19 protein-coding genes and 1 pseudogene are annotated in these 22171 nt (G+C 72.7%); 3 read left to right on the top strand and 17 right to left on the bottom strand.

The window, feature by feature from the left end:
- From ACFP3U_RS11350 to ACFP3U_RS11385, 8 genes and pseudogenes are all read right to left on the bottom strand, one after another.
- Window positions 1–1548, bottom strand: a 1548-nt coding sequence (locus ACFP3U_RS11350; protein WP_380225243.1) for an NADH-quinone oxidoreductase subunit G, incomplete at its 3' end; no start/stop codon positions are given.
- The gene (nuoF, locus tag ACFP3U_RS11355; protein ID WP_380225244.1) at window positions 1545–2906 is read right to left on the bottom strand and encodes an NADH-quinone oxidoreductase subunit NuoF; all 1362 of its coding nucleotides are present in this window, start codon (window positions 2904–2906) and stop codon (window positions 1545–1547) included. The genes nuoF and ACFP3U_RS11350, both read right to left, overlap by 4 nt.
- Window positions 2906–3691 (bottom strand): NADH-quinone oxidoreductase subunit NuoE, encoded by a 786-nt coding sequence (nuoE, locus tag ACFP3U_RS11360; protein WP_380225245.1) that lies wholly within the window; start codon window positions 3689–3691, stop codon window positions 2906–2908. Before nuoE ends, nuoF begins: the two co-directional genes overlap by 1 nt.
- Window positions 3688–5028: an NADH-quinone oxidoreductase subunit D gene (locus ACFP3U_RS11365; protein WP_380225246.1), complete on the bottom strand. Its 1341-nt coding sequence runs from the start codon at window positions 5026–5028 to the stop codon at window positions 3688–3690. Before ACFP3U_RS11365 ends, nuoE begins: the two co-directional genes overlap by 4 nt.
- Window positions 5028–5798: pseudogene (locus tag ACFP3U_RS11370) on the bottom strand (NADH-quinone oxidoreductase subunit C); the annotation flags it as partial. The gene ACFP3U_RS11365 and the pseudogene ACFP3U_RS11370, both read right to left, overlap by 1 nt.
- A complete protein-coding gene (locus ACFP3U_RS11375) occupies window positions 5738–6292 on the bottom strand; it encodes a NuoB/complex I 20 kDa subunit family protein (protein ID WP_030300882.1) in 555 nt (184 codons plus the stop codon). The gene ACFP3U_RS11375 and the pseudogene ACFP3U_RS11370, both read right to left, overlap by 61 nt.
- Window positions 6293–6411: 119 nt before the next feature.
- Entirely contained in the window at window positions 6412–6771 is a 360-nt protein-coding gene (locus tag ACFP3U_RS11380) for an NADH-quinone oxidoreductase subunit A (RefSeq protein ID WP_014137597.1), read from the bottom strand.
- A 465-nt stretch (window positions 6772–7236) separates the two neighbouring features.
- Window positions 7237–8214 (bottom strand): DMT family transporter, encoded by a 978-nt coding sequence (locus tag ACFP3U_RS11385; protein WP_380225247.1) that lies wholly within the window; start codon window positions 8212–8214, stop codon window positions 7237–7239.
- Between the two features lie 167 nt (window positions 8215–8381).
- Between ACFP3U_RS11385 and ACFP3U_RS11390 the strand changes: the two genes are divergently transcribed.
- Window positions 8382–9101, top strand: a complete 720-nt coding sequence (locus ACFP3U_RS11390; protein WP_380225248.1) for a peptidylprolyl isomerase — start codon at window positions 8382–8384, stop codon at window positions 9099–9101.
- Window positions 9102–9177: 76 nt separating this feature from the next.
- Here ACFP3U_RS11390 and ACFP3U_RS11395 read toward each other — a convergent pair whose 3' ends face one another.
- From ACFP3U_RS11395 to ACFP3U_RS11425, 7 genes are all read right to left on the bottom strand, one after another.
- Complete coding sequence (locus ACFP3U_RS11395; RefSeq protein WP_380225382.1) at window positions 9178–10461, bottom strand: geranylgeranyl reductase family protein; 1284 nt, start codon at window positions 10459–10461, stop codon at window positions 9178–9180.
- Window positions 10462–10573: 112 nt separating this feature from the next.
- The gene (locus ACFP3U_RS11400; protein ID WP_380225249.1) at window positions 10574–11266 is read right to left on the bottom strand and encodes a demethylmenaquinone methyltransferase; all 693 of its coding nucleotides are present in this window, start codon (window positions 11264–11266) and stop codon (window positions 10574–10576) included.
- 194 nt (window positions 11267–11460) lie between these two features.
- On the bottom strand, window positions 11461–12048 hold the full coding sequence (locus ACFP3U_RS11405; protein ID WP_380225251.1) for a hypothetical protein: 588 nt from the start codon (window positions 12046–12048) through the stop codon (window positions 11461–11463).
- A gap of 323 nt (window positions 12049–12371) precedes the next feature.
- Complete coding sequence (locus ACFP3U_RS11410; RefSeq protein WP_380225253.1) at window positions 12372–13010, bottom strand: imidazolonepropionase-like domain-containing protein; 639 nt, start codon at window positions 13008–13010, stop codon at window positions 12372–12374.
- A gap of 35 nt (window positions 13011–13045) precedes the next feature.
- Window positions 13046–14269: a cyclic dehypoxanthinyl futalosine synthase gene (gene mqnC, locus ACFP3U_RS11415; RefSeq protein ID WP_380225254.1), complete on the bottom strand. Its 1224-nt coding sequence runs from the start codon at window positions 14267–14269 to the stop codon at window positions 13046–13048.
- A gap of 118 nt (window positions 14270–14387) precedes the next feature.
- A complete protein-coding gene (locus ACFP3U_RS11420; protein WP_380225255.1) occupies window positions 14388–16088 on the bottom strand; it encodes a serine/threonine-protein kinase in 1701 nt (566 codons plus the stop codon).
- 163 nt (window positions 16089–16251) lie between these two features.
- Window positions 16252–17151, bottom strand: coding sequence for a menaquinone biosynthetic enzyme MqnA/MqnD family protein (locus ACFP3U_RS11425; RefSeq protein ID WP_380225256.1), 900 nt, complete (start codon window positions 17149–17151; stop codon window positions 16252–16254).
- A 355-nt stretch (window positions 17152–17506) separates the two neighbouring features.
- On the opposite strand from ACFP3U_RS11425, the gene ACFP3U_RS11430 reads away from it, so the two are divergent.
- The gene (locus ACFP3U_RS11430; protein ID WP_030393541.1) at window positions 17507–17710 is read left to right on the top strand and encodes a cold-shock protein; all 204 of its coding nucleotides are present in this window, start codon (window positions 17507–17509) and stop codon (window positions 17708–17710) included.
- Window positions 17711–17970: 260 nt separating this feature from the next.
- Here the strand turns inward: ACFP3U_RS11430 and ACFP3U_RS11435 are convergent, their stop codons facing one another.
- The gene (locus tag ACFP3U_RS11435; RefSeq protein WP_380225257.1) at window positions 17971–19320 is read right to left on the bottom strand and encodes a dicarboxylate/amino acid:cation symporter; all 1350 of its coding nucleotides are present in this window, start codon (window positions 19318–19320) and stop codon (window positions 17971–17973) included.
- Between the two features lie 400 nt (window positions 19321–19720).
- Here ACFP3U_RS11435 and ACFP3U_RS11440 point away from each other — a divergent pair, with 400 nt between their 5' ends.
- Window positions 19721–20986, top strand: a complete 1266-nt coding sequence (locus ACFP3U_RS11440) for an MFS transporter (RefSeq protein ID WP_380225258.1) — start codon at window positions 19721–19723, stop codon at window positions 20984–20986.
- A gap of 100 nt (window positions 20987–21086) precedes the next feature.
- Here ACFP3U_RS11440 and ACFP3U_RS11445 read toward each other — a convergent pair whose 3' ends face one another.
- Entirely contained in the window at window positions 21087–22166 is a 1080-nt protein-coding gene (locus ACFP3U_RS11445) for a LacI family DNA-binding transcriptional regulator (RefSeq protein WP_380225259.1), read from the bottom strand.
- Window positions 22167–22171 lie beyond the last annotated feature (5 nt).

Raw genomic sequence — 22171 nt, forward strand, 5'->3', positions numbered from 1 at the left:
GGCCCGGCGGGGGATCCAGGCGAGCCGGGCGCCGGTGGCGTGCGCCAGCCGCAGCGCGGCGGTGAGCGCGCCGGGGGCGGCGGCCGCCCGCTCGCCGACCAGGATCACCGCGCCCGGGGCGCGGAGCAGTTCGGCGTCGCGGCCGGCGTCGTCGTTGAGCGGCTCGTCGGCGGCGAGCGCGGCCAGCCACTCGGCCTCGGTGCCGGGGGCGGCCGGCAGCAGCGAGCCGCCCAGCTTGGCCAGGCCCCGGGAGGCGTGCGGGGCGATCGAGAAGACCGTGAGGCCGTGGCCCCGGTTGGCCTTGCGCAGCCGCAGGAAGACGATCGGCGACTCCTCCTCGGGTTCGAGGGCCACCAGCAGGACCGCCGGGGCGGCCTCCAGCCCCGCGTAGTCGAGCGCGTCGCCGCCGATGTCGACGCCCCGGCCGGCGACGGCGGCGGCCAGGAAGTCCGCCTCCTCGCCGCTGTGCGGGCGGGACCGGAAGTCCACGTCGTTGGTGCCGAGCACCACCCGGGCGAACTTGGCGTAGGCGTAGGCGTCCTCGACGGTGACCCGGCCTCCGGTGAGCACTCCGGCGCGGGTCCCGCGCAGCCCCTCGGCGGCCCGGGCCAGCGCCTCCGGCCAGGAGGCGGCGACGAGTTCGCCGTCCCGCCGGACCAGCGGGGTGGTGATCCGGTCGCGCTGCTGGGCGTAGCGGAAGGCGAACCGGCCCTTGTCGCAGTTCCACTCCTCGTTGACCGCCGGGTCCTCGCCGGCCAGTCGGCGCAGCACCTTGCCGCGCCGGTGGTCGGTGCGCTGGGCGCAGCCGGCGGAGCAGTGCTCGCAGACGCTGGGCGAGGAGACCAGGTCGAACGGGCGGGAGCGGAAACGATAAGCCGCCGAGGTGAGGGCGCCGACCGGGCAGATCTGGATGGTGTTGCCGGAGAAGTACGACTCGAAGTCGTCGCCCTCGCCGGTGCCGACCTGCTGGAGGGCGCCGCGCTCGACCAGGTCGATGAACGGGTCCCCGGCGATCTGCTGGGAGAACCGGGTGCAGCGGGCGCAGAGCACGCAGCGCTCGCGGTCCAGCAGCACCTGGCTGCTGATCGGCACCGGCTTCTCGTAGGTGCGCTTCATCCCCTCGAAGCGGGAGTCCGCGTCGCCGGTGGACATCGCCTGGTTCTGCAGCGGGCACTCGCCGCCCTTGTCGCAGACCGGGCAGTCCAGCGGGTGGTTGATCAGCAGCAGCTCCATCACGCCGCGCTGGGCCTTCTCGGCGACCGGCGAGCTGAGCTGGGTGCGGACCACCATGCCCTCGGCGACCGGGATCGTGCAGGAGGCGACCGGCTTGCGCTGGCCCTCGATCTCGACGATGCACTGCCGGCAGGCGCCGGCCGGATCGAGCAGCGGGTGGTCGCAGAAGCGCGGGATCTGGGTGCCGATCTGCTCGGCGGCCCGGATCACCAGCGTCCCCTTGGGGACCTGCACTTCGACGCCGTCGATGGTGAGCGTGACCAGCTCGACCGCGGCCTTGTCGCCCGTGGAGGTGGATGGCTCTGTGATCGTCACGCGTGCACCTCCCTTTCGGTGGCGGACTGGTGGCCGGGGCGGGGGCCGTCGGCCCAGACGGTGGAGGCGGCCGGGTCGAAGGGGCAGCGACGCTCGACGAGGTGCTGCTCGTACTCGGCCCGGAAGTGCTGGAGCGAGGAGACGATCGGGCTGGCCGCGCCGTCGCCCAGGGCGCAGAAGGACTTGCCGTTGATGTTGTCGGCGATGTCGAGGAGCTTCTCCAGGTCGCCCTCGACGCCCTGGCCGGCCTCGATCCGCTTGAGCAGCTGGACCAGCCAGTAGGTGCCCTCGCGGCAGGGCGTGCACTTGCCGCAGGACTCGTGGGCGTAGAACTCGGTCCAGCGGGTCACCGCGCGGACCACGCAGGTCGTCTCGTCGAAGATCTGCAGGGCCTTGGTGCCGAGCATCGAGCCGGCCGCGCCGACGCCCTCGTAGTCGAGCGGGACGTCGAGGTGCTCGTCGGTGAACATCGGGGTGGAGGAGCCGCCCGGGGTCCAGAACTTGAGCCGGTGGCCGGCCCGGACGCCGCCGGTGACGTCGAGCAGCTGCCGCAGCGTGATGCCGAGCGGGGCCTCGTACTGGCCGGGGTTGGTGACGTGCCCGGAGAGCGAGTAGAGCGTGAAGCCGGGGGACTTCTCGGTGCCCAGGCCCTTGAACCAGTCCTTGCCGCGGGCCAGGATCGGCGGCACCGAGGCGATCGACTCGACGTTGTTGACCACGGTCGGGCAGGCGTAGAGGCCGGCGATGGCCGGGAACGGCGGGCGCAGCCTGGGCTGGCCGCGGCGCCCCTCCAGCGAGTCCAGCAGCGCCGTCTCCTCGCCGCAGATGTACGCGCCGGCGCCGGCGTGGACGGTGATGTCCAGGTCGAGGCCGGAGCCGAGGATGTTCCGGCCGAGCAGCCCGGCCGCGTAGGCCTCGGCGACGGCGGCCTGGAGCCGGCGCAGCACCGGGACGACCTCGCCGCGCAGGTAGATGAAGGCGTGGTCGCAGCGGATCGCGTAGGACGCGATGATCATGCCCTCGATCAGCGAGTGCGGGTTGGCGAACAGCAGCGGGATGTCCTTGCAGGTGCCCGGCTCGGACTCGTCCGCGTTGACCACCAGGTAGTGCGGCTTGCCGTCGTTCTGCGGGATGAACTGCCACTTCATGCCGGTGGGGAACCCGGCGCCGCCGCGGCCGCGCAGGCCGGAGTCCTTGACCAGGGCGATCACGTCGTCCGGGGGCATCGCGAGGGCGGCCTTCAGCCCCTCGTAGCCGGCGTGGCGGCGGTAGGTGGCGAGCGTCCAGGGGCGGTTGTCGTCCCAGAACGCCGACAGTACGGGGGTGAGCAGCTTCTCGGCCGGCTCGGCGGAGGTCATCACGCTTCGGTCCCTTCCTGGCCGGTGCCCTCGGCGGAACCGCCCTCGCGGAGGGCGTCCTCGTGGCGGGGGGAGACGACCCGGGTGCCGCCGGTGCCGGGCAGCGCCTCGCCGCGGGCCAGCCGCAGGCCGGCCAGCGAGGCGGCGCCGCCCGCGCCGGACTCGTCGACGGCGCCGGGGCGCTCGTCGGGGAAGCCGGCCAGGATCCGGGCGGACTCCTTGAAGGAGCAGAGCCGGGCGCCGCGGGTGGGCGTGGCCTCCCGGCCGGCGCGCAGGTCGTCGACCAGCCGCTTGGCGCTCTCCGGCGTCTGGTTGTCGAAGAACTCCCAGTTGACCATCACCACGGGCGCGTAGTCGCACGCGGCGTTGCACTCGATGTGCTCGATGGAGATCCGGCCGTCCTCGGTGGTCTCGTTGTTCGCGATCCCGAGGTGCTCCTGGAGCTCGGCGAAGATCTGGTCGCCGCCGAGCACCGCGCACAGGGTGTTGGTGCAGACCCCGACGTGGTACTCGCCGGCGGGCCGGCGCCGGTACATGGTGTAGAAGGTGGCGACGGCGGTGACCTCGGCGGTGGTGAGGTCCAGCTGCTCGGCGCAGAACCGGATGCCGGTCGTGCTGACGAAGCCCTCCTCGGCCTGCACCAGGTGCAGCAGCGGCAGCAGCGCGGACCGGGCCACCGGGTAGCGGCCGATCAGCTCGGCGGCGTCGGCGGCCAGCCGGGCGCGCACCTCCTCGGGGTACGGCTTGGCCGGCAGCGCCGGCATCCCCAGTTGGACGTCTGTCACCGGTCCACGCCTCCCATCACCGGGTCGATCCCGGCCACCGCGACGATGACGTCGGCCACCTGGCCGCCCTCGCACATCGCCGCCATCGACTGCAGATTGGTGAACGACGGGTCCCGGAAGTGGACCCGGTACGGGCGGGTGCCGCCGTCGCTGACCACGTGCACGCCCAGCTCGCCCTTGGACGACTCGACCGCCGCGTAGGCCTGGCCGGCCGGGACCCGGAAGCCCTCGGTGACCAGCTTGAAGTGGTGGATCAGGGCCTCCATCGAGGTGCCCATGATCTTCCGGATGTGGTCGAGCGAGTTGCCCATCCCGTCCGGGCCGACGGCGAGTTGGGCCGGCCAGGCGATCTTCTTGTCGCCCACCATGACCGGGCCGGGGCGCAGCCGGTCCAGGCACTGCTCGACGATCCGCAGCGACTGCCGGATCTCCTCCAGGCGGATCACGAAGCGGCCGTAGGAGTCGGCGCTGTCGGCGATCGCGACCTCGAAGTCGTAGTTCTCGTAGCCGCAGTACGGATCGGTCTTGCGCAGGTCGTGCGGCAGGCCGGTGGCGCGCAGGATCGGGCCGGTGGCGCCGAGGGCGAGGCAGCCGGGCAGGTCGAGGAAGCCGACGTCGCAGAGCCGGGCCTTGAACACCGGGTTGCCGGCGGCGAGTTTCTCGTACTCGTGCACCCGGGAGCGGAGGGTCTTCACGGTCTCGCGGATCTGGTCGACCGCGCCGGGCGGGAGGTCCTGGGCGACCCCGCCGGGGCGGATGTACGCGTGGTTCATCCGCAGGCCGGTGACCAGCTCGAAGACGTCCAGGATCAGCTCGCGGTCGCGGAAGCCGTAGACCATCAGCGTGGTGGCGCCGAGCTCCATGCCGCCGGTGGCCATGCAGACCAGGTGGGAGGAGATCCGGTTGAGCTCCATCATCAGCACCCGGATGACGCTCGCCCGCTCGGGGATGTCACCGGTGACGCCGAGCAGCTTCTCGACCGCCAGGCAGTAGGCGGTCTCGTTGAACATCGGGGTCAGGTAGTCCATCCGGGTCACGAAGGTGGTGCCCTGGACCCAGTTGCGGAACTCCATGTTCTTCTCGATGCCGGTGTGGAGGTAGCCGATGCCGCAGCGGGCCTGCGTCACCGTCTCTCCGTCGATCTCCAGGATCAACCGCAACACACCGTGGGTGGACGGGTGCTGGGGGCCCATGTTGACGATGATGCGCTCGTCGTCGGCCCGGCCGACGGCCTCGACCACCTCGCCCCAGTCGCCGCCGGTGACCGTGAAGACCCGGCCCTCGGTGGTGTCCCGGGGCTCGGCCTGCCGGGCCTCTTCGAAGTGCTGGGTGCTCATCAGCTGTACGACCTCCGCTGGTCGGGTGCCGGGATCTGGGCGCCCTTGTACTCGACGGGGATGCCGCCGAGCGGGTAGTCCTTGCGCTGCGGGTGCCCGAGCCAGTCGTCCGGCATCATGATCCGGGTGAGGGCCGGGTGCCCCTCGAAGACCAGGCCGAAGAAGTCGTAGGCCTCGCGCTCGTGCCAGTCGTTGGTGGGGTAGACGCTCACCACGGACGGGACGCGCGGGTCGGCGTCCGGCGCGGTGACCTCCAGCCGGATCAGCCGGCCGTGGGTGATCGAGCGCAGCTGGTAGACCGCGTGCAGTTCGCGGCCGGCGTCGCCCGGGTAGTGCACCCCGGTCACCCCGAGGCAGAGCTCGAACCGGAGCGCCGGGTCGTCGCGCAGGGTGCGGACGGTGCGGAGCAGGTGCTCGCGGGCGATCTGGAAGGTGAGCTCGGCGCGGTCGACGACGGTCTTCTCGATCACCTCGGCCGGGTCGAGGCCCTGTTCCTCCAGGGCGCCCTCCAACTCGTCGGCGACCTCGTCGAACCAGCCGCCGTACGGGCGCTCGGTGGCTCCCGGCAGGACGATCGGGGCGACCAGCCCGCCGAAGCCGGAGGTGTCTCCGCTGCCCTGGGCGCCGAACATGCCCTGCCGGCGGCCGACCACCTCGACCGGGATCTCGCGGAACGGCTGCTCGCGGCTGGTCTCGGGTACCTGGTCGTTCATCGCAGCAGCCCCCGCATCTCGCTCACCGGGGTGGCCTGCAGCGCGAGCGCCTCGCCCAACTCCTCGGCGCGGCGCTTGTTCACGCCGAGCGGCTCGTGCTGGATCTTGTCGTGCAGCTTCAGGATCGCGTCCATCAGCATCTCCGGACGGGGCGGACAACCGGGCAGGTAGATGTCCACCGGGACGATGTGGTCGACGCCCTGCACGATCGCGTAGTTGTTGAACATCCCGCCCGAGGAGGCGCAGACGCCCATCGAGATGACCCACTTGGGGTTGGCCATCTGGTCGTAGACCTGGCGCAGCACCGGGGCCATCTTCTGGCTCACCCGGCCCGCCACGATCATCAGATCGGCCTGCCGGGGCGAGCCCCGGAACACCTCCATGCCGAACCGGGCCAGGTCGTAGCGGCCCGCGCCGGTGGTCATCATCTCGATCGCGCAGCAGGCCAGCCCGAAGGTGGCCGGGAAGAGCGACGCCTTGCGCACCCAACCGGCGGCCGTCTCCACGGTCGTGAGCAGAAAGCCGCTCGGCAGCTTCTCCTCGATTCCCATCAGATCCCTCTCAATGCCCTCAAGTCCTGTGGTTCGTCCGCCCGTTCGGGCTTGTCCGCTCGTTCACAAGGTCCGGCGGCCGCCCGATTCCCGGCCTCTCCGCCGGCCCCTCCCCCGGCTCAGTCCCACTCCAGGCCGCCGCGACGCCAGACGTAGGCGTACGCGACGAAGACGGTGGCGATGAACAGGAGCATCTCGACCAGCCCGAAGATCCCCAGGGCGTCGAAACTCACCGCCCACGGATAGAGAAAGACGATCTCGATGTCGAAGACGATGAAGAGCATCGCCGTCAGGTAGTACTTGATCGGGAACCGACCGCCGCCCACGGGCTGCGGGGTCGGCTCGATGCCGCACTCGTACGCCTCCAACTTGGCCCGGTTGTAGCGCTTGGGCCCGGTCAGTGAGGCCATCACGACGGAGCCGACCGCGAACGCCGCCGCGATGGCACCGAGTACGAGGATCGGCGCGTAGGCATTCATAGCCCCCGCTCCCTCCGTCCAGTCGTCCTTGACTGCAGATCGGAACCGTCGGGTCACACTGCGGTGAACCCGGCGCTCCAGTTCCCGGGATCCACCTCATGTGAGGCAGTTCACAAAGCCTGGAACGAGCGCATCCTATGCCTGTCGGCTTGTGATCTGCGACACGCAGTTCAGGACGATCTTTGTGATCTACGCCACCTCGCGAATGGTGACGAAGGTGAACATGGCGAGAGTTGTCAACACAAAGAAGTCAAATGGTCATAAGCAGTCGCATTTATCTGCGAAGCGGCTGGTCAGAGCCGCACTCCTATATCAACTATGCCTTCCGGAACGCAAATTTCCGGGCGTCATGTTGACGTGTTATAGCGGCTCACTCTCAGGGGTGGCGGCTCCGCGAACGCCCGCTTGACCCTTCGTTCACAAGCGCACGAACCGCAGGCCGCGGCACCTCCGGCGGCTGCCCGGTCAGACCGGGACCGACGGTCGGACCGGGACCGACTCCTGCTCCGTCGATGCCCGCCCCGCCGACTCCCGCTCCGCCGGCGCCGTCTCCCGGTGCGGTGCCGAGGCGCTCCGGCGGCCCCACTCGGTGCCGACCAGGACGAGGGCGCCGCCCAGCAGGGCGAGCGGCCCGAGGTGGTCGCCGGCCAGGGTGACGCCGAACACCGCCGCCCAGAGCGGTTCGGTGCCCAGGAGCAGGCTGACGCGGGAGGGCGAGGTGGTGCGGACGGCCCACATCTGCACGAAGAAGGCGAACAGCGTGCAGAGCAGCGCCAGGTGGAGCAGCCAGCCCCACTGGGCCGGCCCGTAGGCGGCCGCGACCGTCCACGGCATCGGGCCCACGAACGGCGCGACGACGGCGAACACCAGGGCCGCGGTCGCGAGTTGGACCCAGGTGACGGCCAGCGTGTCGCTCTCCCGGATCGCCCGGACGCGGGCGGTGGCCAGCACGTTGACCGTCCGCACGCCGGCGGCGCCGAGGATCAGCAGGTCGCCCACCGCGGGGGCCCGCAGCCCGCCGTCACCGGTCAGCAGCGCGATCCCCAGCACCGCCAGAGCGGCCGCCGCCAGGAAGGGGCGCGGCAGCGCCGTGCGGGCGAGCGCGCTCTCCGCGAGCGGGGTGAACACGATCGTGAGGCTGATGATCAGGCCCGCGTTGGTCGCCGAGGTGTGCACCGCGCCGAACGTCTCCAGCAGGAAGATCGCACCGAGCACCAGCCCCAGCGCGGCCCCGCCCAGCCACTCCGCGCGGCGCAGCCGCCGCAGCGCCCGCCAGGCGAACAGGCCGAGCACGGGCAGCACCAGGCCGAACCGCAGCACCAGCATCGCCACCACCGTGCCCGGCTCGGCCACCCGCTGCACCGCCAGGAAGCTCGATCCCCACACCACGGCCACCAGCAGGACCGGCAGATCACGCAGCAGGGCTGAGGACGGAGCGCGCATGGGCAGGACCTCTCGAAGCGAGCGGAGGCGGCACACGAGAGTCGCGCACGTCGTCGGACGGATCCCGGAGTCGGGCAGGGCCCGCCATCCTCGCGCACCCCGCCGTTCCCGATCAACGGGTTTCTCGACCCCTACCGGATCTCCACCCCGCCGTGGATGATGTCGCCATGACAATGCAGCCGTCCCCCATCGACCGGAAGGCCAGTCAAGTGACGCGGAAGCACTGGGCGTTGTTCGCCGCCGCCACCGTTCTGCCGCTCGTGGTGAGCACCGGCACCGCCGTCGCGGACACCCCTTCGACCGGGGCCGGGGCGGGCGCGACCGGTACCACCTGCACCTACAGCCCGGCCGTTCCCGCCGACAACTTCAAGGGCATCCCGGTCTTCGACGCGCGGAAGGCCGCCAGACCCTACAGCGCGACCCTGAAGACCTCCCAGGGGTCGATCACCTTCCAGGCCCTCACCGACAAGGCGCCCTGCACGACCTTCTCGTTCCGGTTCCTCGCCGAGCGCGACTACTTCGACCGCAGCCACTGCCACCGGCTCACCACCCAGCGGATCTTCGTGCTGCAGTGCGGCGACCCCACCGGCACCGGCAGCGGCGGCCCCGGCTACTCGTTCCCGGACGAGAACCTGGAGGGCGCCATCTACCCCGCCGGCACCGTCGCGATGGCCAATGCCGGTCCCGACACCAATGGCAGCCAGTTCTTCTTCGTCTGGAAGGACACCAAGCTCTCCCCCGCCTACACCCCGTTCGGCCGGGTCACCGCCGGCCTGGACGTCCTGCAGAAGATCGCCGCCGGTGGCGAGGACGACCAGAACAACCCCGGCGACGGTTTCCCGACCCTGCCCGTGAACATCCGCAACGTGAAGATCTCCACCCGCTAGGACGCGCGGCGGCTCCCGTGCGGAGGTCCGCACGGGAGCCGGGAGCCGGGAGCCGGGAGCCGGGTGGCGGTGGGCGTCAGGCGTTGGGCGCGGCCTTGGCCAGGCCGTTGATGATGCGGTCCATGGCGTCGCCGCCCTGCGGGTCGGTGAGGTTGGCGAGGAGCTTGAGGACGAACTTCATCAGGAGCGGGTGGGTCAGTCCGCGCTGGGTGGCGAGCTGCATGACCTTCGGGTTGCCGATGAGCTTCACGAAGGCGCGGCCGAGCGTGTAGTAGCCGCCGTAGACGTCCTTGAGGATGCGCGGGTAGGCCTGGAGCGCACGCTCCCGGCCGGCCTCGGTCACCCGCGCGTTGGCCTGGACGATCACCCCGGCGGCGATCTGACCGGATTCCATCGCGTAGGCGATGCCCTCGCCGTTGAACGGGTTGACCATGCCGCCCGCGTCGCCGACCAGCAGCAGGCCGCGGGTGTAGTGCGGCTGCCGGTTGAAGGCCATCGGCAGAGCGGCGCCCCGGATCGGGTCGGTCATGTTCTCGGGCGTGTAGCCCCACTCCTCGGGCATGCTGGCGCACCAGGCCTTGAGCACCTCGCGCCAGTCCAGCTCGCCGAAGGCGGGCGAGGAGTTGAGGATGCCGAGACCGACGTTGGAGGTGCCGTCGCCCATGCCGAAGACCCAGCCGTAGCCGGGCAGCAGCTTGCGCTCCGCGCCCCGGGTGTCCCACAGCTCCAGCCAGGACTCCAGGTAGTCGTCGTCGTGCCGCGGCGAGGTGAAGTAGGTGCGGTAGGCGACGCCCATCGGGCGGTCCTCCCGGCGGTGCAGGCCCATGGCGAGCGAGAGCCGGGTGGAGTTGCCGTCGGCGGCCACGACCAGCGGGGCACGGAAGGTCACGGGCCGCTTCTCGTCACCGAGCTTGGCGGTGACGCCGACGATCCGGCCGGTCCGCTCGTCCAGCACCGGGCCGCTGACGTTGCAGCGCTCGTAGAGCCGGGCGCCGGCCTTCTCCGCCTGACGGGCGAGCAGCTCGTCGAAGTCGGCGCGCTTGCGGACCAGGCCGTAGTCGGGGAAGGCGGACAGCTCGGGCCAGTCCAGCTCCAGCCGGACCCCGCCGCCGATGATCCGCAGCCCCTTGTTGTGCAGCCAGCCGTTCTCGGTCGACACGTCGATGCCCATGTCCACCAGCTGCTTGGTGGCCCGCGGGGTCAGGCCGTCGCCGCAGACCTTCTCCCGGGGGAAGCTGGTCTTCTCCAGCAGCAGCACGTCCAGACCGGCCTGCGCGAGGTAGTAGGCGGTGGTGGACCCGGCCGGGCCCGCGCCGACCACGATGACGTCCGCGGTGCTCTCCACCACGCCTGCGCTCAGGTCAACGACGGTCTCGGACACGGTGGGCACACTCCTGCTGGGGGGTCGGCCGGGCGGCGGGGGCGGCCCGGCTGGGCTTGGACGAGTCTATGAGCTGCGGACGGGCGGCCGGTCAGACCTTGTAGGCCCGGTGCAGGGCGACGATCCCGCCGGTCAGGTTCCGCCAGGCCACCTTGGACCAGCCGGCCTCCTGGAGCCGGGCGGCCAGCGCGGGCTGGTCGGGCCACTCGCGGATGGACTCGGCGAGGTAGACGTAGGCGTCCGGGTTGCTGCTGACGGCGGTGGCGACCGGGGGCAGCGCGCGCATCAGGTACTCGGTGTAGACCGTCCGGAAGGGCGTCCAGGTCGGCGTGGAGAACTCGCAGATGACCAGCTTGCCGCCGGGCTTGGTGACCCGGAACAGCTCGCTCAGCGCCGCCCCGGTGTCCTGCACGTTGCGCAGCGCGAAGGAGATGGTCACCGAGTCGAAGGTGTCGTCGGCGAACGGCAGGCGGGTGGCGTCCCCGGCGGTCAGGGCCAGCTCGGGGTTGCGGCGCTTGCCCTCGGCGAGCATGCCCACCGAGAAGTCGCACGGGACGACCTTGGCGCCCGCCTCCGCGAAGGGGAGCGAGGAGGTGCCGGTGCCGGCCCCGAGGTCGAGCACGAGGTCCCCGGGCCCGGCGTCCACCGCCTCGGCCACCGCGCGGCGCCAGGCGCGGGCCTGGCCGAGCGAGAGCACGTCGTTGGTGCGGTCGTAGTTCGCCGCGACGTCGTCGAACATGGCGGCGACTTCGTGCGGCTGCTTGTCCAGAGAGGCTCGGGTCACGCCCCCATTGTTCACCCTGGCTCCGACGATCCGGCCAAGGGGGCGCCTTCCGGACGCCTCGGGAACGCGCCGGGCCCGCCGCCGCCCCGTTCTCGGAGTGCGCGCAGGGCGCGTACGCGGGGCGCGTCGATCGGCTGGAGGCGCGCAGGAAGAGTCGCGCGCCCCCGGCGGGGGCTGCCGTCGAGGCCGGAGGCTCAGTGCAGGGCGCGTCGTCCGCCCGCGCGGCGGCGACGGCGCGAGCGCTTGCCCTGCGTTATGGCCGGCATCCCGTCGGCCAGCGCGCCGGTCGCCATGGCGACCGTGGTGGCGAACCGGTTCTCACCGCTCCGCACGGCCACCGCCCGCCGGTGCCGACGGATCCGCAGCATGCAGACGGCGAACAGCAGCACCGCCACCGGCACGCTGAACCGGGCCAGTCCGACGCCCACCGGCTGCGGGTAGGTGTCGCCGCAGATCCGCACCGCGCCCGGGTCGTCGGCCGCGTGCTCCAGGCAGACGGCGTCCCCGACCTTGGCGCCCTCGGCCAGCGGCAGCGCGGTGGCGGTGTGGTGCTGGCTGAGGGCCTGGTAGCTGACGGTGCTGTAGGAGCCGCCGCCGGTCGGGAGCTGGGTCACGACGCCCTCGACCCGCACCGGGTGCGCTCCGATCCGGTCGGCCTGCTCGGCCTGACGCCACCCCAGCAGGCACATCCCGACGGCCAGCACGGCGCTGAGCACGGCGGTGACGTACCAGCCACGGCCCAACCGCGGGGAGCTCGGCGGGGGGACGATCGCGGATCGCATGGTTCCTGTCCTGGCGTGCGTTCGGGGCCCGGGACGGGGCCCCGCCACCCGTGGGCACGGGCGGGGTGTGGTGAGGGTACGGCGTGAGCTGAGCCGGATGCTATCCGCTGGCGGGCCCTCAGGTCACGGCGAAGGGAGAATCAGGCCGCCGAGGTGGCCGGACAGTTCGACTGCACACGAAGCAAGTCCCGTACGTCGCACGGGAGTACGGGGCACTGTGGGAAAAGTCGTGCGACTACCGACGAGTAGGCGGCGGAAGGGCCTACGGGGGCAATCCGGACGACCCGGAGCGGATCGGGCGGGGCCGCATCCGCGGACGGCGCTCAGCGCCGCCGGAACACCAGCCGGCCGCCCAGCACCGTGGCCCGGCAGCCACCGGCCAGCGGCCCGTCCGCCCCGGGGGCGAACACCGCGAAGTCCGCCCGGCCCCCGACGGCCAGCCGGCCGTGCACGGCGGCCGCGAGCGGCAGCACCGCCAGCGGATCCAGCACCCCCACGGCCCCCGCGTCCACCGGCCCCGACGCCGGCCCCGGCAGCGCGGTCAGTCCCGAACGGGCCACCGCCGTCCGCACCGAGACGCGCTCGAACGGCCCCGCCACCGCCGTCACCCCGAACCCGAGCATGCGCTGCAGCCCGCGCCGCGCGCTCGCCCCGCACCGCGTCCCGTCCGCCTCCCCCACCAGGCCGTCCGGCACCGGCTCCTCCCCGACCCCCTCGCGCGGGTCCGGGTGGTACGCCCGCTCCAGCAGCCGGTGCCCGTCCGGATTGCGCAGGCCCGGGGTGAGCAGCGCGTCGCCCCAGTCCCGGACCCGGGCCGCCGGGTGAGCCGCCGCCAGCTCCGCGTACGGGCCGACCGCCTCGATCAGCTCACCGCGCACCAGCACCGCCCCGTCGGCGTGGGACGGGGCGGTGGGGTCGGCCGGGTCGGGCAGCACGAGGGCGGCCCGGTGCAGGGTCAGCACGGCGGTGCGGGAGCCTCAGCGGTGGTCAGCGGTGATCAGCGGTTGTCGAGGATCTTCAGCTCGGGGTGCGCGGTGCCGCCCTCGATCGCGGTGGAGGCGATGTGCGAGGCGACCCGCGGGTCGACCGGGTCGTTGGCCGGGTCGTCCAGCACCCGCAGGTGCTGGTACGTGGTCGAGCGCTGCGCGGGGACGCGGTCGGCGGCCCGGATCAGGTGGATCAGCTCGGTGAGGTTGGAGCGGTGCTTGGCACCGGCCGCCGAGACCACGTTCTCCTCCAGCATGACGGAGCCGAGGTCGTCCGCGCCGTAGTGCAGCGACAGCTGGCCGGCCTCCTTGCCGGTGGTCAGCCAGGAGCCCTGGATGTGGGCGACGTTGTCGAGGAACAGGCGGGCGATGGAGATCATCCGCAGGTACTCGAAGACGGTCGCCTGGGTGGACCCCTTCAGGTGGTTGTTCTGCGGCTGGTAGGTGTAGGGGATGAAGGCGCGGAAGCCGCCGGTGCGGTCCTGCACGTCGCGGATCATCCGCAGGTGCTCGATCCGCTCGGCGTTGGTCTCGCCGGTCCCCATCAGCATGGTGGAGGTGGACTCCACGCCCAGGTTGTGGGCGGCCTCCATGATCTCCAGCCAGCGCTCGCCGGACTCCTTGAGCGGCGCGATCGCCTTGCGCGGGCGCTCCGGCAGCAGCTCGGCGCCGGCGCCGGCGAAGGAGTCCAGGCCCGCCTTGTGGATCCGGCTGATCGCCTCTTCGATCGAGACGCCCGAGATCCGCGCCATGTGGTCGACCTCGGAGGCGCCCAGCGAGTGGATCACCAGCTGCGGGAACTCCGCCTTGATCGCCGAGAAGGCGCGCTCGTAGTACTCGACGCCGTAGTCCGGGTGGTGACCGCCCTGGAACATGATCTGGGTGCCGCCCAGCTCGACGGTCTCCGCGCAGCGGCGCAGGATCTCCTCAAGGTCGCGGGACCAGCCCTTGTCGCTCTTCGGCGGCACGTAGAAGGCGCAGAACTTGCACGCCGTCACGCAGACGTTGGTGTAGTTGATGTTGCGCTCGATGATGTACGTCGCGATGTGCTCGGTGCCGGCGTAGCGGCGGCGGCGCACGGCGTCGGCCGCCGAGCCGAGCGCGTGGAGCGGCGCCGAGCGGTAGAGCTCCAGCGCCTCCTCCGGGCTGATCCGGCCGCCGCCGGCGGCCCGGTCGAGGACGGCCTGCAGGTCGGTGCTGGGCGCATCGAGGGTGGTCGCTGCGAGCTCGGACACCTGACGGCCTTCTCTCTCTCGGGTGCTTCGGGTGCTGCGGGCACCTCGTGTGCTGCGGCGTGCCGCGGCACCGGGTCGCATCCGGATCAGCCTACGCCAGCGCCCTCGGGCCCCCGCGTCAGCCCGTCCGCCGCATGGTCCCGGACGGGTTCCCGGCGCTGGGGTCGGCGGAGGTGAAGCGGACGGTGCCGTCCTTCTGCAGGGTGAGCGTCTCGGCGTAGGAGCCGCCGGTGCACGCGCCGGGCAGCGAGGAGCGGACCAGCCGGGAGGTGAAGACCAGCTTCTCCGGCTCGGCCGAGGTGAGCGTCCAGGCGCCCTCGCAGGTGATCGAGAGCAGTCCGGTCAGCTCGTTGCGGCTGGTGATGGCGTCCTGCCCGATCGCGGCGCGGCCGACGACCAGGGTGGTGGTGCCGGCCGGCACGCCCTTCTGGGTGGTCATGTCCCCGCGCCAGGTACCGAGGAAGGCCTCGGGCACGGCGTTCGGCCCCGCGGCCGTCCCCTTCCCCGTCGGCGTGGCCGTCCCCGTGGCCGTGCCCGTCGCCGTCGGGGCCGTCGACGCCGACGCCGACGGTGACTCCGACGGGGACGGCGGCGGCTGGATGACCCCACCGCTCGCCGTCGTCGTGGGCCCGGGCCCCGGCTCGTCCGTCCCCCAGACCCGGTACGCGCCGTACCCGCCACCGGCGAGTGCCAGCACCACCGCGCCCACCGCCAGCGCGGCCACGCCCCGCCGCCGCGAACCGTCCGCAGCCACCGGCGCCGCCCCGGACGCCGTCCCGGGCCCGCCCGGAACGCCGCCCGTGCCCCCGTTCGCGTCGACCGGCGGCGGACCGAACCCCGGCACGAAGGTGGGCGTCCGCTCCGCCTCCCCCGCACCCCCGGCACCTACCGGCCCGTCTCCGGAGGCGTCCTCCCCCTCCAGGTCCAGCAGTTGCACCGCACTGCGTCCCACCGCCGCCGCCAGCGCCGGCGGCAGCCAGCCGCCCTGCCCCAGCCGCCGGACGGCCGAGCCGTCCGGGTCCAGTCGTTCCCGCAGCCCGCGCGGCGTCGGCCGGGCCGCCGGGTCCTTGGCCAGGCAGTCGAGCACGATCGAGCGCAACGGCCCCGGGGCCAGCCCGGTGAGGTCAGGCTCCTCGTGCACCACCCGGTAGAGCAGGACAGCCGCGCTCACCCCCTCCCCGAACGGGTGAACGCCGGTGGCCGCGTACGCGAGCACCGCACCGAGCGAGAAGACGTCACCGGGCGGGCCGGCCGGCCGACCATTGGCCTGCTCGGGCGACATGAAGCCGGGCGAGCCGACCACGAACCCGGACTGGGTGAGCCCGGTGGCCGCGTCGAGGGCGCGGGCGATGCCGAAGTCGATCAGCCGCGGGCCGTCCAGGGTGAGCAGTACGTTGGAGGGTTTGACGTCGCGGTGCACCAGGCCGAGCCCGTGCACGTGCTCCAACGCCTCGGCCAGGCCCGCGCCCAGCGTGCGCACGGCGGGTTCGCTCAGCGGTCCGTACTCGCGGACGGCGCCGGCCAGCGCGGGGCCGGCGACGTAGCCGGTGGCCACCCAGGGGTGGGCGCCCTCGGTGTCGGCGTCCAGGACGGGGGCCGTCCAGGCCCCGCCGACCCGGCGGGCGGCGGCCACCTCCTGCCGGAACCGGGCCCGGAACTCGGTGTCCTCGGCGAGTTCGCCGCGGACCACCTTGACCGCCACGGTGCGGCCGCCCGCCGTCCGGCCGAGGTAGACCCGGCCCATCCCGCCCGCGCCGAGCCGCCGCAGCAGCCGGTACGCGCCCACCTGGCGCGGGTCGTCCGATCCCAGTGCCTGCATCCCCCGCACGCTCCCGTCACCCGCCCGGCCCGCCGGCGGGGCCTTCTCGCGTGCAGACGCTATCGGGCGACGGGGTGGTGACGCGCCACGACCACGCCTCCTCCCGAGCACCCGGCCTCCCGGGGAGCCGCTCGGGCCACCCCCGCGACACCCCCAGGGCTGCTCAGACCACCACCGGCGCCGGCTCCAGCAGCCGGACGGTCACATCGGCTGCGAACCCGCTGTCGTGCGCGACCCGCCGGGCGAACTCGGCCACCCCGGCCAGCTGCCGCTCGCCGAGCGAGAAGTCCAGTGCCTCGCTGAAGTACCGTTCCAGCACCGTCGCGTCGAAGGGCTCCCAGCGGGCCGTGTGCGCCGCCACCTCGCGGGCCTCGACCAGCGAGAGGTCCCGGGACTCCAGGAAGGCGCGGTGGACGGCCGCGGTCAGCTCGGGGCTGCGCTCGACGAAGTCGCGGCGGGCGGCCCAGACCGCGAAGACGAACGGCAGCCCGGTCCACTCCTTCCACATCTCGCCCAGGTCGTGCACGGTCAGGCCGTGCTCGGCGGCCTGACCCAGGTAGGCGCGCAGCGCCGGGTCCCCGATCAGCACGGCCGCTTCGGCGTCGGCGAGCATCGCCTCCAGGTCGGGCGGGCAGCTGAAGTACTCCGGCCGCACCCCCTCGCGCTCCTCCAGCAGCAGCCGGGCGAGCCGTACGGAGGTACGGCTGGTGGAGCCGAGCGCGACCCGCCGGCCGTCCAGCTCGGCGAGCGGCACCTTGCTGACGATCACGCAGGACATCACCGGGCCGTCGCTGCCCACGGCGATGTCCGGGAGCACGAGCAGTTCGTCCGCGTGCCGCAGGTACTCCACGCAGGTGATCGGACCGATGTCCAGCGAACCGCCGACCAGCTGATCGCTGAGCTTCTCCGGAGTGTCCTTGGTGAGATCCAGATCGAGCAGATTGCCTGTCCTCGCCAGGCCCCAGTAGAGGGGTACGCAGTTCAGGAACTGAATATGCCCCACGCGGGGCCGGACCGGGGTGTTCTCCCGGGACTCCCGCGTCTCCGCGTCCGGTCGTGCCACTGCGCCGCTCCCTTGCTGTTCGTGCCTCCCCGCAGGGTATGCCCGCTGGTCCGGGAGCCCCGCACCACCCTTCCCCGACGCACCGTGCGGACCGCCACAACCGCCTTACGACACGCGCCGTCCGGCCCGCAAGTCACCCCTGGTCGTCACCGCAGCCGCATGCTAGCGTTGCCCTCAGTTGCAGTTTGATTCCCCTTGCAGTACTTGAAGCCTGCGGAGCATGTAACCGCAGGCTTTTTGTAGTTTTTCAGCAATATCGAAAAACTCCGGACCCGTCCGGAGGCAGGGCGATCAGCGCAGCGGACCGGGAGCCACACGGTGTGGTCCCCGACACGTCCCTCGCAAGGAGAACGGCATGGCTCAGGGAACCGTCAAGTGGTTCAACGCTGAGAAGGGCTTCGGCTTCATCGCCCAGGATGGCGGCGGCCCCGACGTCTTCGTCCACTACTCCGCCATCAACGCGAGCGGTTTCCGCTCGCTGGAGGAGAACCAGGCGGTCAGCTTCGACGTCACCCAGGGCCCGAAGGGCCCGCAGGCGGAGAACGTCACCCTTGTCTGAACCATCCTCGATGAGGATCTGATCGCTCGGGACCCCATCGGGTCCGCCGACGGCCTTCGGCCGTCACGGTGAGCACAGGAGCAGCAGTACCCAAGGGGGCCCGCCTGTCCGGTGGGCCCCCTGCCTTGTCCGGCCACCGCCGCCGCGACACGGCACGCGAACAGGCGAACACGCGAACGGCCCCCTCCCCGTTGCGGCGGGTTCTAACGATCCCCGCAACGGGGAGGGGGCCGTTCGCGTGTCCGGGGCCCTGCGGGGCGTCAGGCCGTCGCGGAGGCCTTGGCGCCGGACTGGGCCGGGACGGCGACCGCGGCCGGGGCCGCGTCGTAGAGGTCACCGGCGGGGTTGTTGTACGCGACCAGGTCGAGGGTCTTCTCCCGGGCCGCGACCACGATCGGCACCAGGGCCTGGCCGGCGACGTTGGTCGCGGTGCGGACCATGTCGAGGATCGGGTCGATGGCCAGCAGCAGGCCGACGCCCTCCAGCGGCAGACCCAGGGTGGAGAGGGTCAGCGTCAGCATGACGATCGCACCGGTCAGACCGGCGGTGGCGGCCGAGCCGATCACCGAGACGAAGGCGATCAGCAGGTAGTCCTTGATCCCGAGGTCGATGCCGTACACCTGGGCGACGAAGATCGCGGCCAGTGACGGGTAGATCGCGGCGCAACCGTCCATCTTGGTGGTGGCGCCGAACGGGACGGCGAAGGAGGCGTACTCGCCCGGGACGCCGAGGCGCTCGGTGACCCGGCGGGTGACCGGCAGGGTGCCGACCGAGGAGCGGGAGACGAAGGCCAGCTGGATGGCGGGCCAGGCGCCCTTGAAGAAGTTGACCGGGTTGAGGCCGGCGGCGAACTTCAGCAGCAGCGAGTAGACGCCGAACAGCACCAGCGCGCAGCCGAGGTAGACGTCGACGGTCAGGGTCGCGAAGGGCTCCAGCAGGTCCCAGCCGTACTTGGCCACGGACTTGCCGATCAGGCCGAGGGTGCCGAGCGGCGAGAGCCGGATGACCCACCACAGGGCGGTCTGGATCAGCTCCAGCACCGACTCGCTGAGCTTGAGGACCGGTTCGGCCTTCGCGCCGAGCTTGATGACGGCGGCGCCGGCCACGATCGCCAGGAAGACGATCTGCAGGACCTCGACCTCGGTGAACGCGGTGACGATGTTGGTCGGGAAGATCCCGGTCAGGAAGTCGATCCAGCTGCCGGTGGACTTCGGCGCCTTGAGGCCCTCGGTCTTGAGGTTGGTGCCCTCGCCCGGGTTGGTCAGCAGGCCGAGGCCGAGGCCGATGGCCACGGCGATCAGCGAGGTGATCGCGAACCAGAGCAGGGTGCGGACGGCCAGCCGGGCGGCGTTGGCGACGTTCCGCAGGTTGGCGACGCTGACCAGGATCGCGGTGAAGACGAGCGGCGGGACGGCGAGCTTCAGCAGCTGGACGAAGATCCGGCCGATGGTCTCCAGGGTGGTGGCCAGCCAGGAGATGTCGGCCGCGCGGGCCAGGTACCCGAGGGCGACGCCGAGCACGAGGCCGGCGACGATCTGGGCCCAGAACGGGGTCCTACGGATTCGGGCGAGCACGGACGGCGACGAAGTCGCCTCGGGCGCTGTGGACATGACGGTGCGGCTCCGGGGGAGGCGTTGCTGACGGTGAGGCGGGGGCGAGGACGGCGGCACGGCGCACGGGCCGGACGGGAAGGAAACCGGCCCCGATCAGGGGCGTGCCGCCTGAATACAGCTCATGGCGCGACAACCGCGCGGACCGTCCACAGCACCGGACAGACGCCCGCGGGCGGCACCGGGCTGCGAGCCCAGGCCGTGCGCCGAACGTGCGTCTGAGGTGGTCATGGCCGACACGTTAGCAGTAAAGGTTTGAGATGTTCAAAGTAGTTGTTTGAGTTCCGGCCATCGAGGACCCGGGGGCCGGATCGACGGTCCGATTGACCGGTCAGCAGTTATACGTATAACTTGGGTCCATCCCCCGCCCGCCCCCTGCCCTGACCGGAGAATCCCGCCCATGGGCTACCTCGCCCTGCTCCGCGCCCCGCACGTCGGCCGTCTGCTCTTCGGCACCCTGCTCGGCCGCCTCCCGGCCGGTATGACCGCCCTGGTGATCGCCCTCGCGCTGCGCGACGCCGGCACGCCGTACAGCCGGATCGGGCTGGCCACCGCCGCGTACGCGATCGCGGCGGCCGTCGGCGGACCGGTGCTCGGCCGGATCGTGGACCGCACCGGGCAGCCGCGCGTGCTGCTCGTCTCCGCGGTGATCGCCGGCGGCGGATACGCCCTGCTCGCGCTGGCACCCGGCTCCGCGGTCGCCGCCCCGATCGGCGCCGCGATCGCCGGACTGGCGATGCCCCCGCTCGAACCCTGCCTGCGCTCGCTCTGGCCGGACGTCGTCGAGGAGGAGCAGCTCGACACCGCCTACGCCTTCGACTCCGCCTCCCAGCAGATCCTCTACGTCGCCGGCCCGCTCGCGGTGGCCGCCATCGCGGGCACGGCCGGACCGGTCACCGCGCTCTGGGTGGCGGCCGGCCTGGGCCTGGCCGGGGCGCTCGTGGTCGCCACCACCGCACCGGCCCGGTCCTGGCAGGCGCCGCCGCGCGCGCACTCGGCCGGCCTGCTCGGACCGCTCCGCTCCCCCGGCCTGGTCCTGCTGCTGATCGGCCTGGCCGGTGCCGGCTGGGCGGTCGGCTCGCAGAACGTGCTGTTCATCGCGTACGCCGAGGCCCACCGGGGCGGCGGTCTGCCCGGCGGCGCCGGCACCCTGCTCGCCCTGGCCGCGCTCGGCGGCCTGCTCGGCGCGCTCGCCTACGGCGCGGTGCAGTGGCGGAGCTCGACGGCCACCCGCACCTGGCTGATGGCGCTCGGCATGGCCGTCAGCTATCTGCCGCTGCTGCTGATCCCCGGACCGGCCGCGACGGCCGCCTTCGCCTTCCTCTCCGGGATCGCCCTGGCGCCGCTGCTGGCGGCGGCCTTCGTACTGGTCGCCGAGCTGGCTCCGGCGGGCACCGTCACCGAGGCCTTCGCCTGGCTGGTCACGCTCTTCGCGACCGGCAACTCGCTGGGCTACGCGGTCTCCGGCCACCTCGCCGAGGGGTCGCTGCGCTCGGTGGCGCTCTGCGCGGCGGGCGGGATCGGCCTGGGCGCGCTGCTGCTGTTCGGCGCCCGCCGCTGGTTCCGCCCGGCCCCCGACGCGCCGGCTGTCGACGCACCGGCCGACGACGCACCGGCCGACGCGGACCCGCTGCCCGCCGAGGCGGTGCCGATGCCGGTGGGCTGACACCCGCCGCGTCCCCTCTACGTGGCTGCGCCTGTCGGACCGGGTGGTCTGGCTGACGGGCGCAGCCACTTCGTCGTACGCGCAGCCGTTCGCCGGCGGGTCAGCGCCCCCGGGGGACGGGGGCGGTGGAGGAGCGCAGCACCAACGCGGTGGCGAGCGGCGGCACCGGTGCGACCGCCTCGCCCCGGAGCAGTCCGGCGAGCGCCGCCACCCCGGCCCGGCCCAGCTCCTCGCCGGGCAGGTCGACCGTGGTGAGCGGCGGGGTGAGCAGCGCGGCCACCGGGACGTTGTCGATGCCGACCACCGAGAGGTCGGCGGGCACCCGCAACCCGCGTTCGGCGGCGGCCTGGTAGACACCGGAGGCGACCACGTCGTCGTCGCAGACCACCGCGTACGGCGGGTCCGGGTGCTCCAGCAGCCGGTGGGCGACCTCACGCGCGGCCGACTGGCCCTCGTTCAGGCTGACCCCGAGTTCGACCACGTCCAGGCCGAGCGCCCGGACCGTCTCCTCGAAGGCGGCCTGCCGGACCCGGAAGGTGTACGCGGCGTGGGTGGAGCGGAGCCGGGCGATCCGGCGGTGGCCGAGGGACGCGAGGTGCTCGACGGCGGCGCGCATGCCGCCGGCCACGTCCAACTCGACGGTCGGACGGGCCCGGTCGGTGCCCGGGTCGGCGTCCAGGAAGACGACCGGGGTGTCGGCGGGCAGCTCGCCGAGCTGGCTGTCGTCCGGGGAGCAGATCAGCAGGCCGTCGAAGCGGCTGGTGGTGGCGGCCTCGGCGAGCGTCGCACTCCCCCAGCCGGAGCTGACCACGACGGCCAGACCGTGCTTGCCGGCCTCCTCGTGGACGCCCTCCAGGACCCGGCCGAAGAACGGGCCGAGGATGTTCGGCACCGCGAGCAGGATCATCCCGCTGCGGCCCAGCCGCAGTTGACGGCCGGCGGCCTGCGGCCGGTAGCCGAGGCTCCGGGCGGCCTCGCGGACCCGTTCGCGGGTGGCGTCGGAGACCCGGCGGCCGGCCTCGGAGCCGGAGAACACCAGCGAGACGGTGGCCTGGGAGACCCCGGCGAGACGGGCGACGTCCCGGCCGGTGGGGCGGCGGACCGGGGCCGGCCAGGTCCCGGCGACCGGCTCACGGCGGCCCTGCGGCACAGCACGCTCCGACGCGGCATCCTCCGGCACGGCGG

Origin of the sequence: Kitasatospora misakiensis, assembly GCF_042656005.1 — a bacterium.
GTDB lineage: Bacteria > Actinomycetota > Actinomycetes > Streptomycetales > Streptomycetaceae > Kitasatospora > Kitasatospora misakiensis.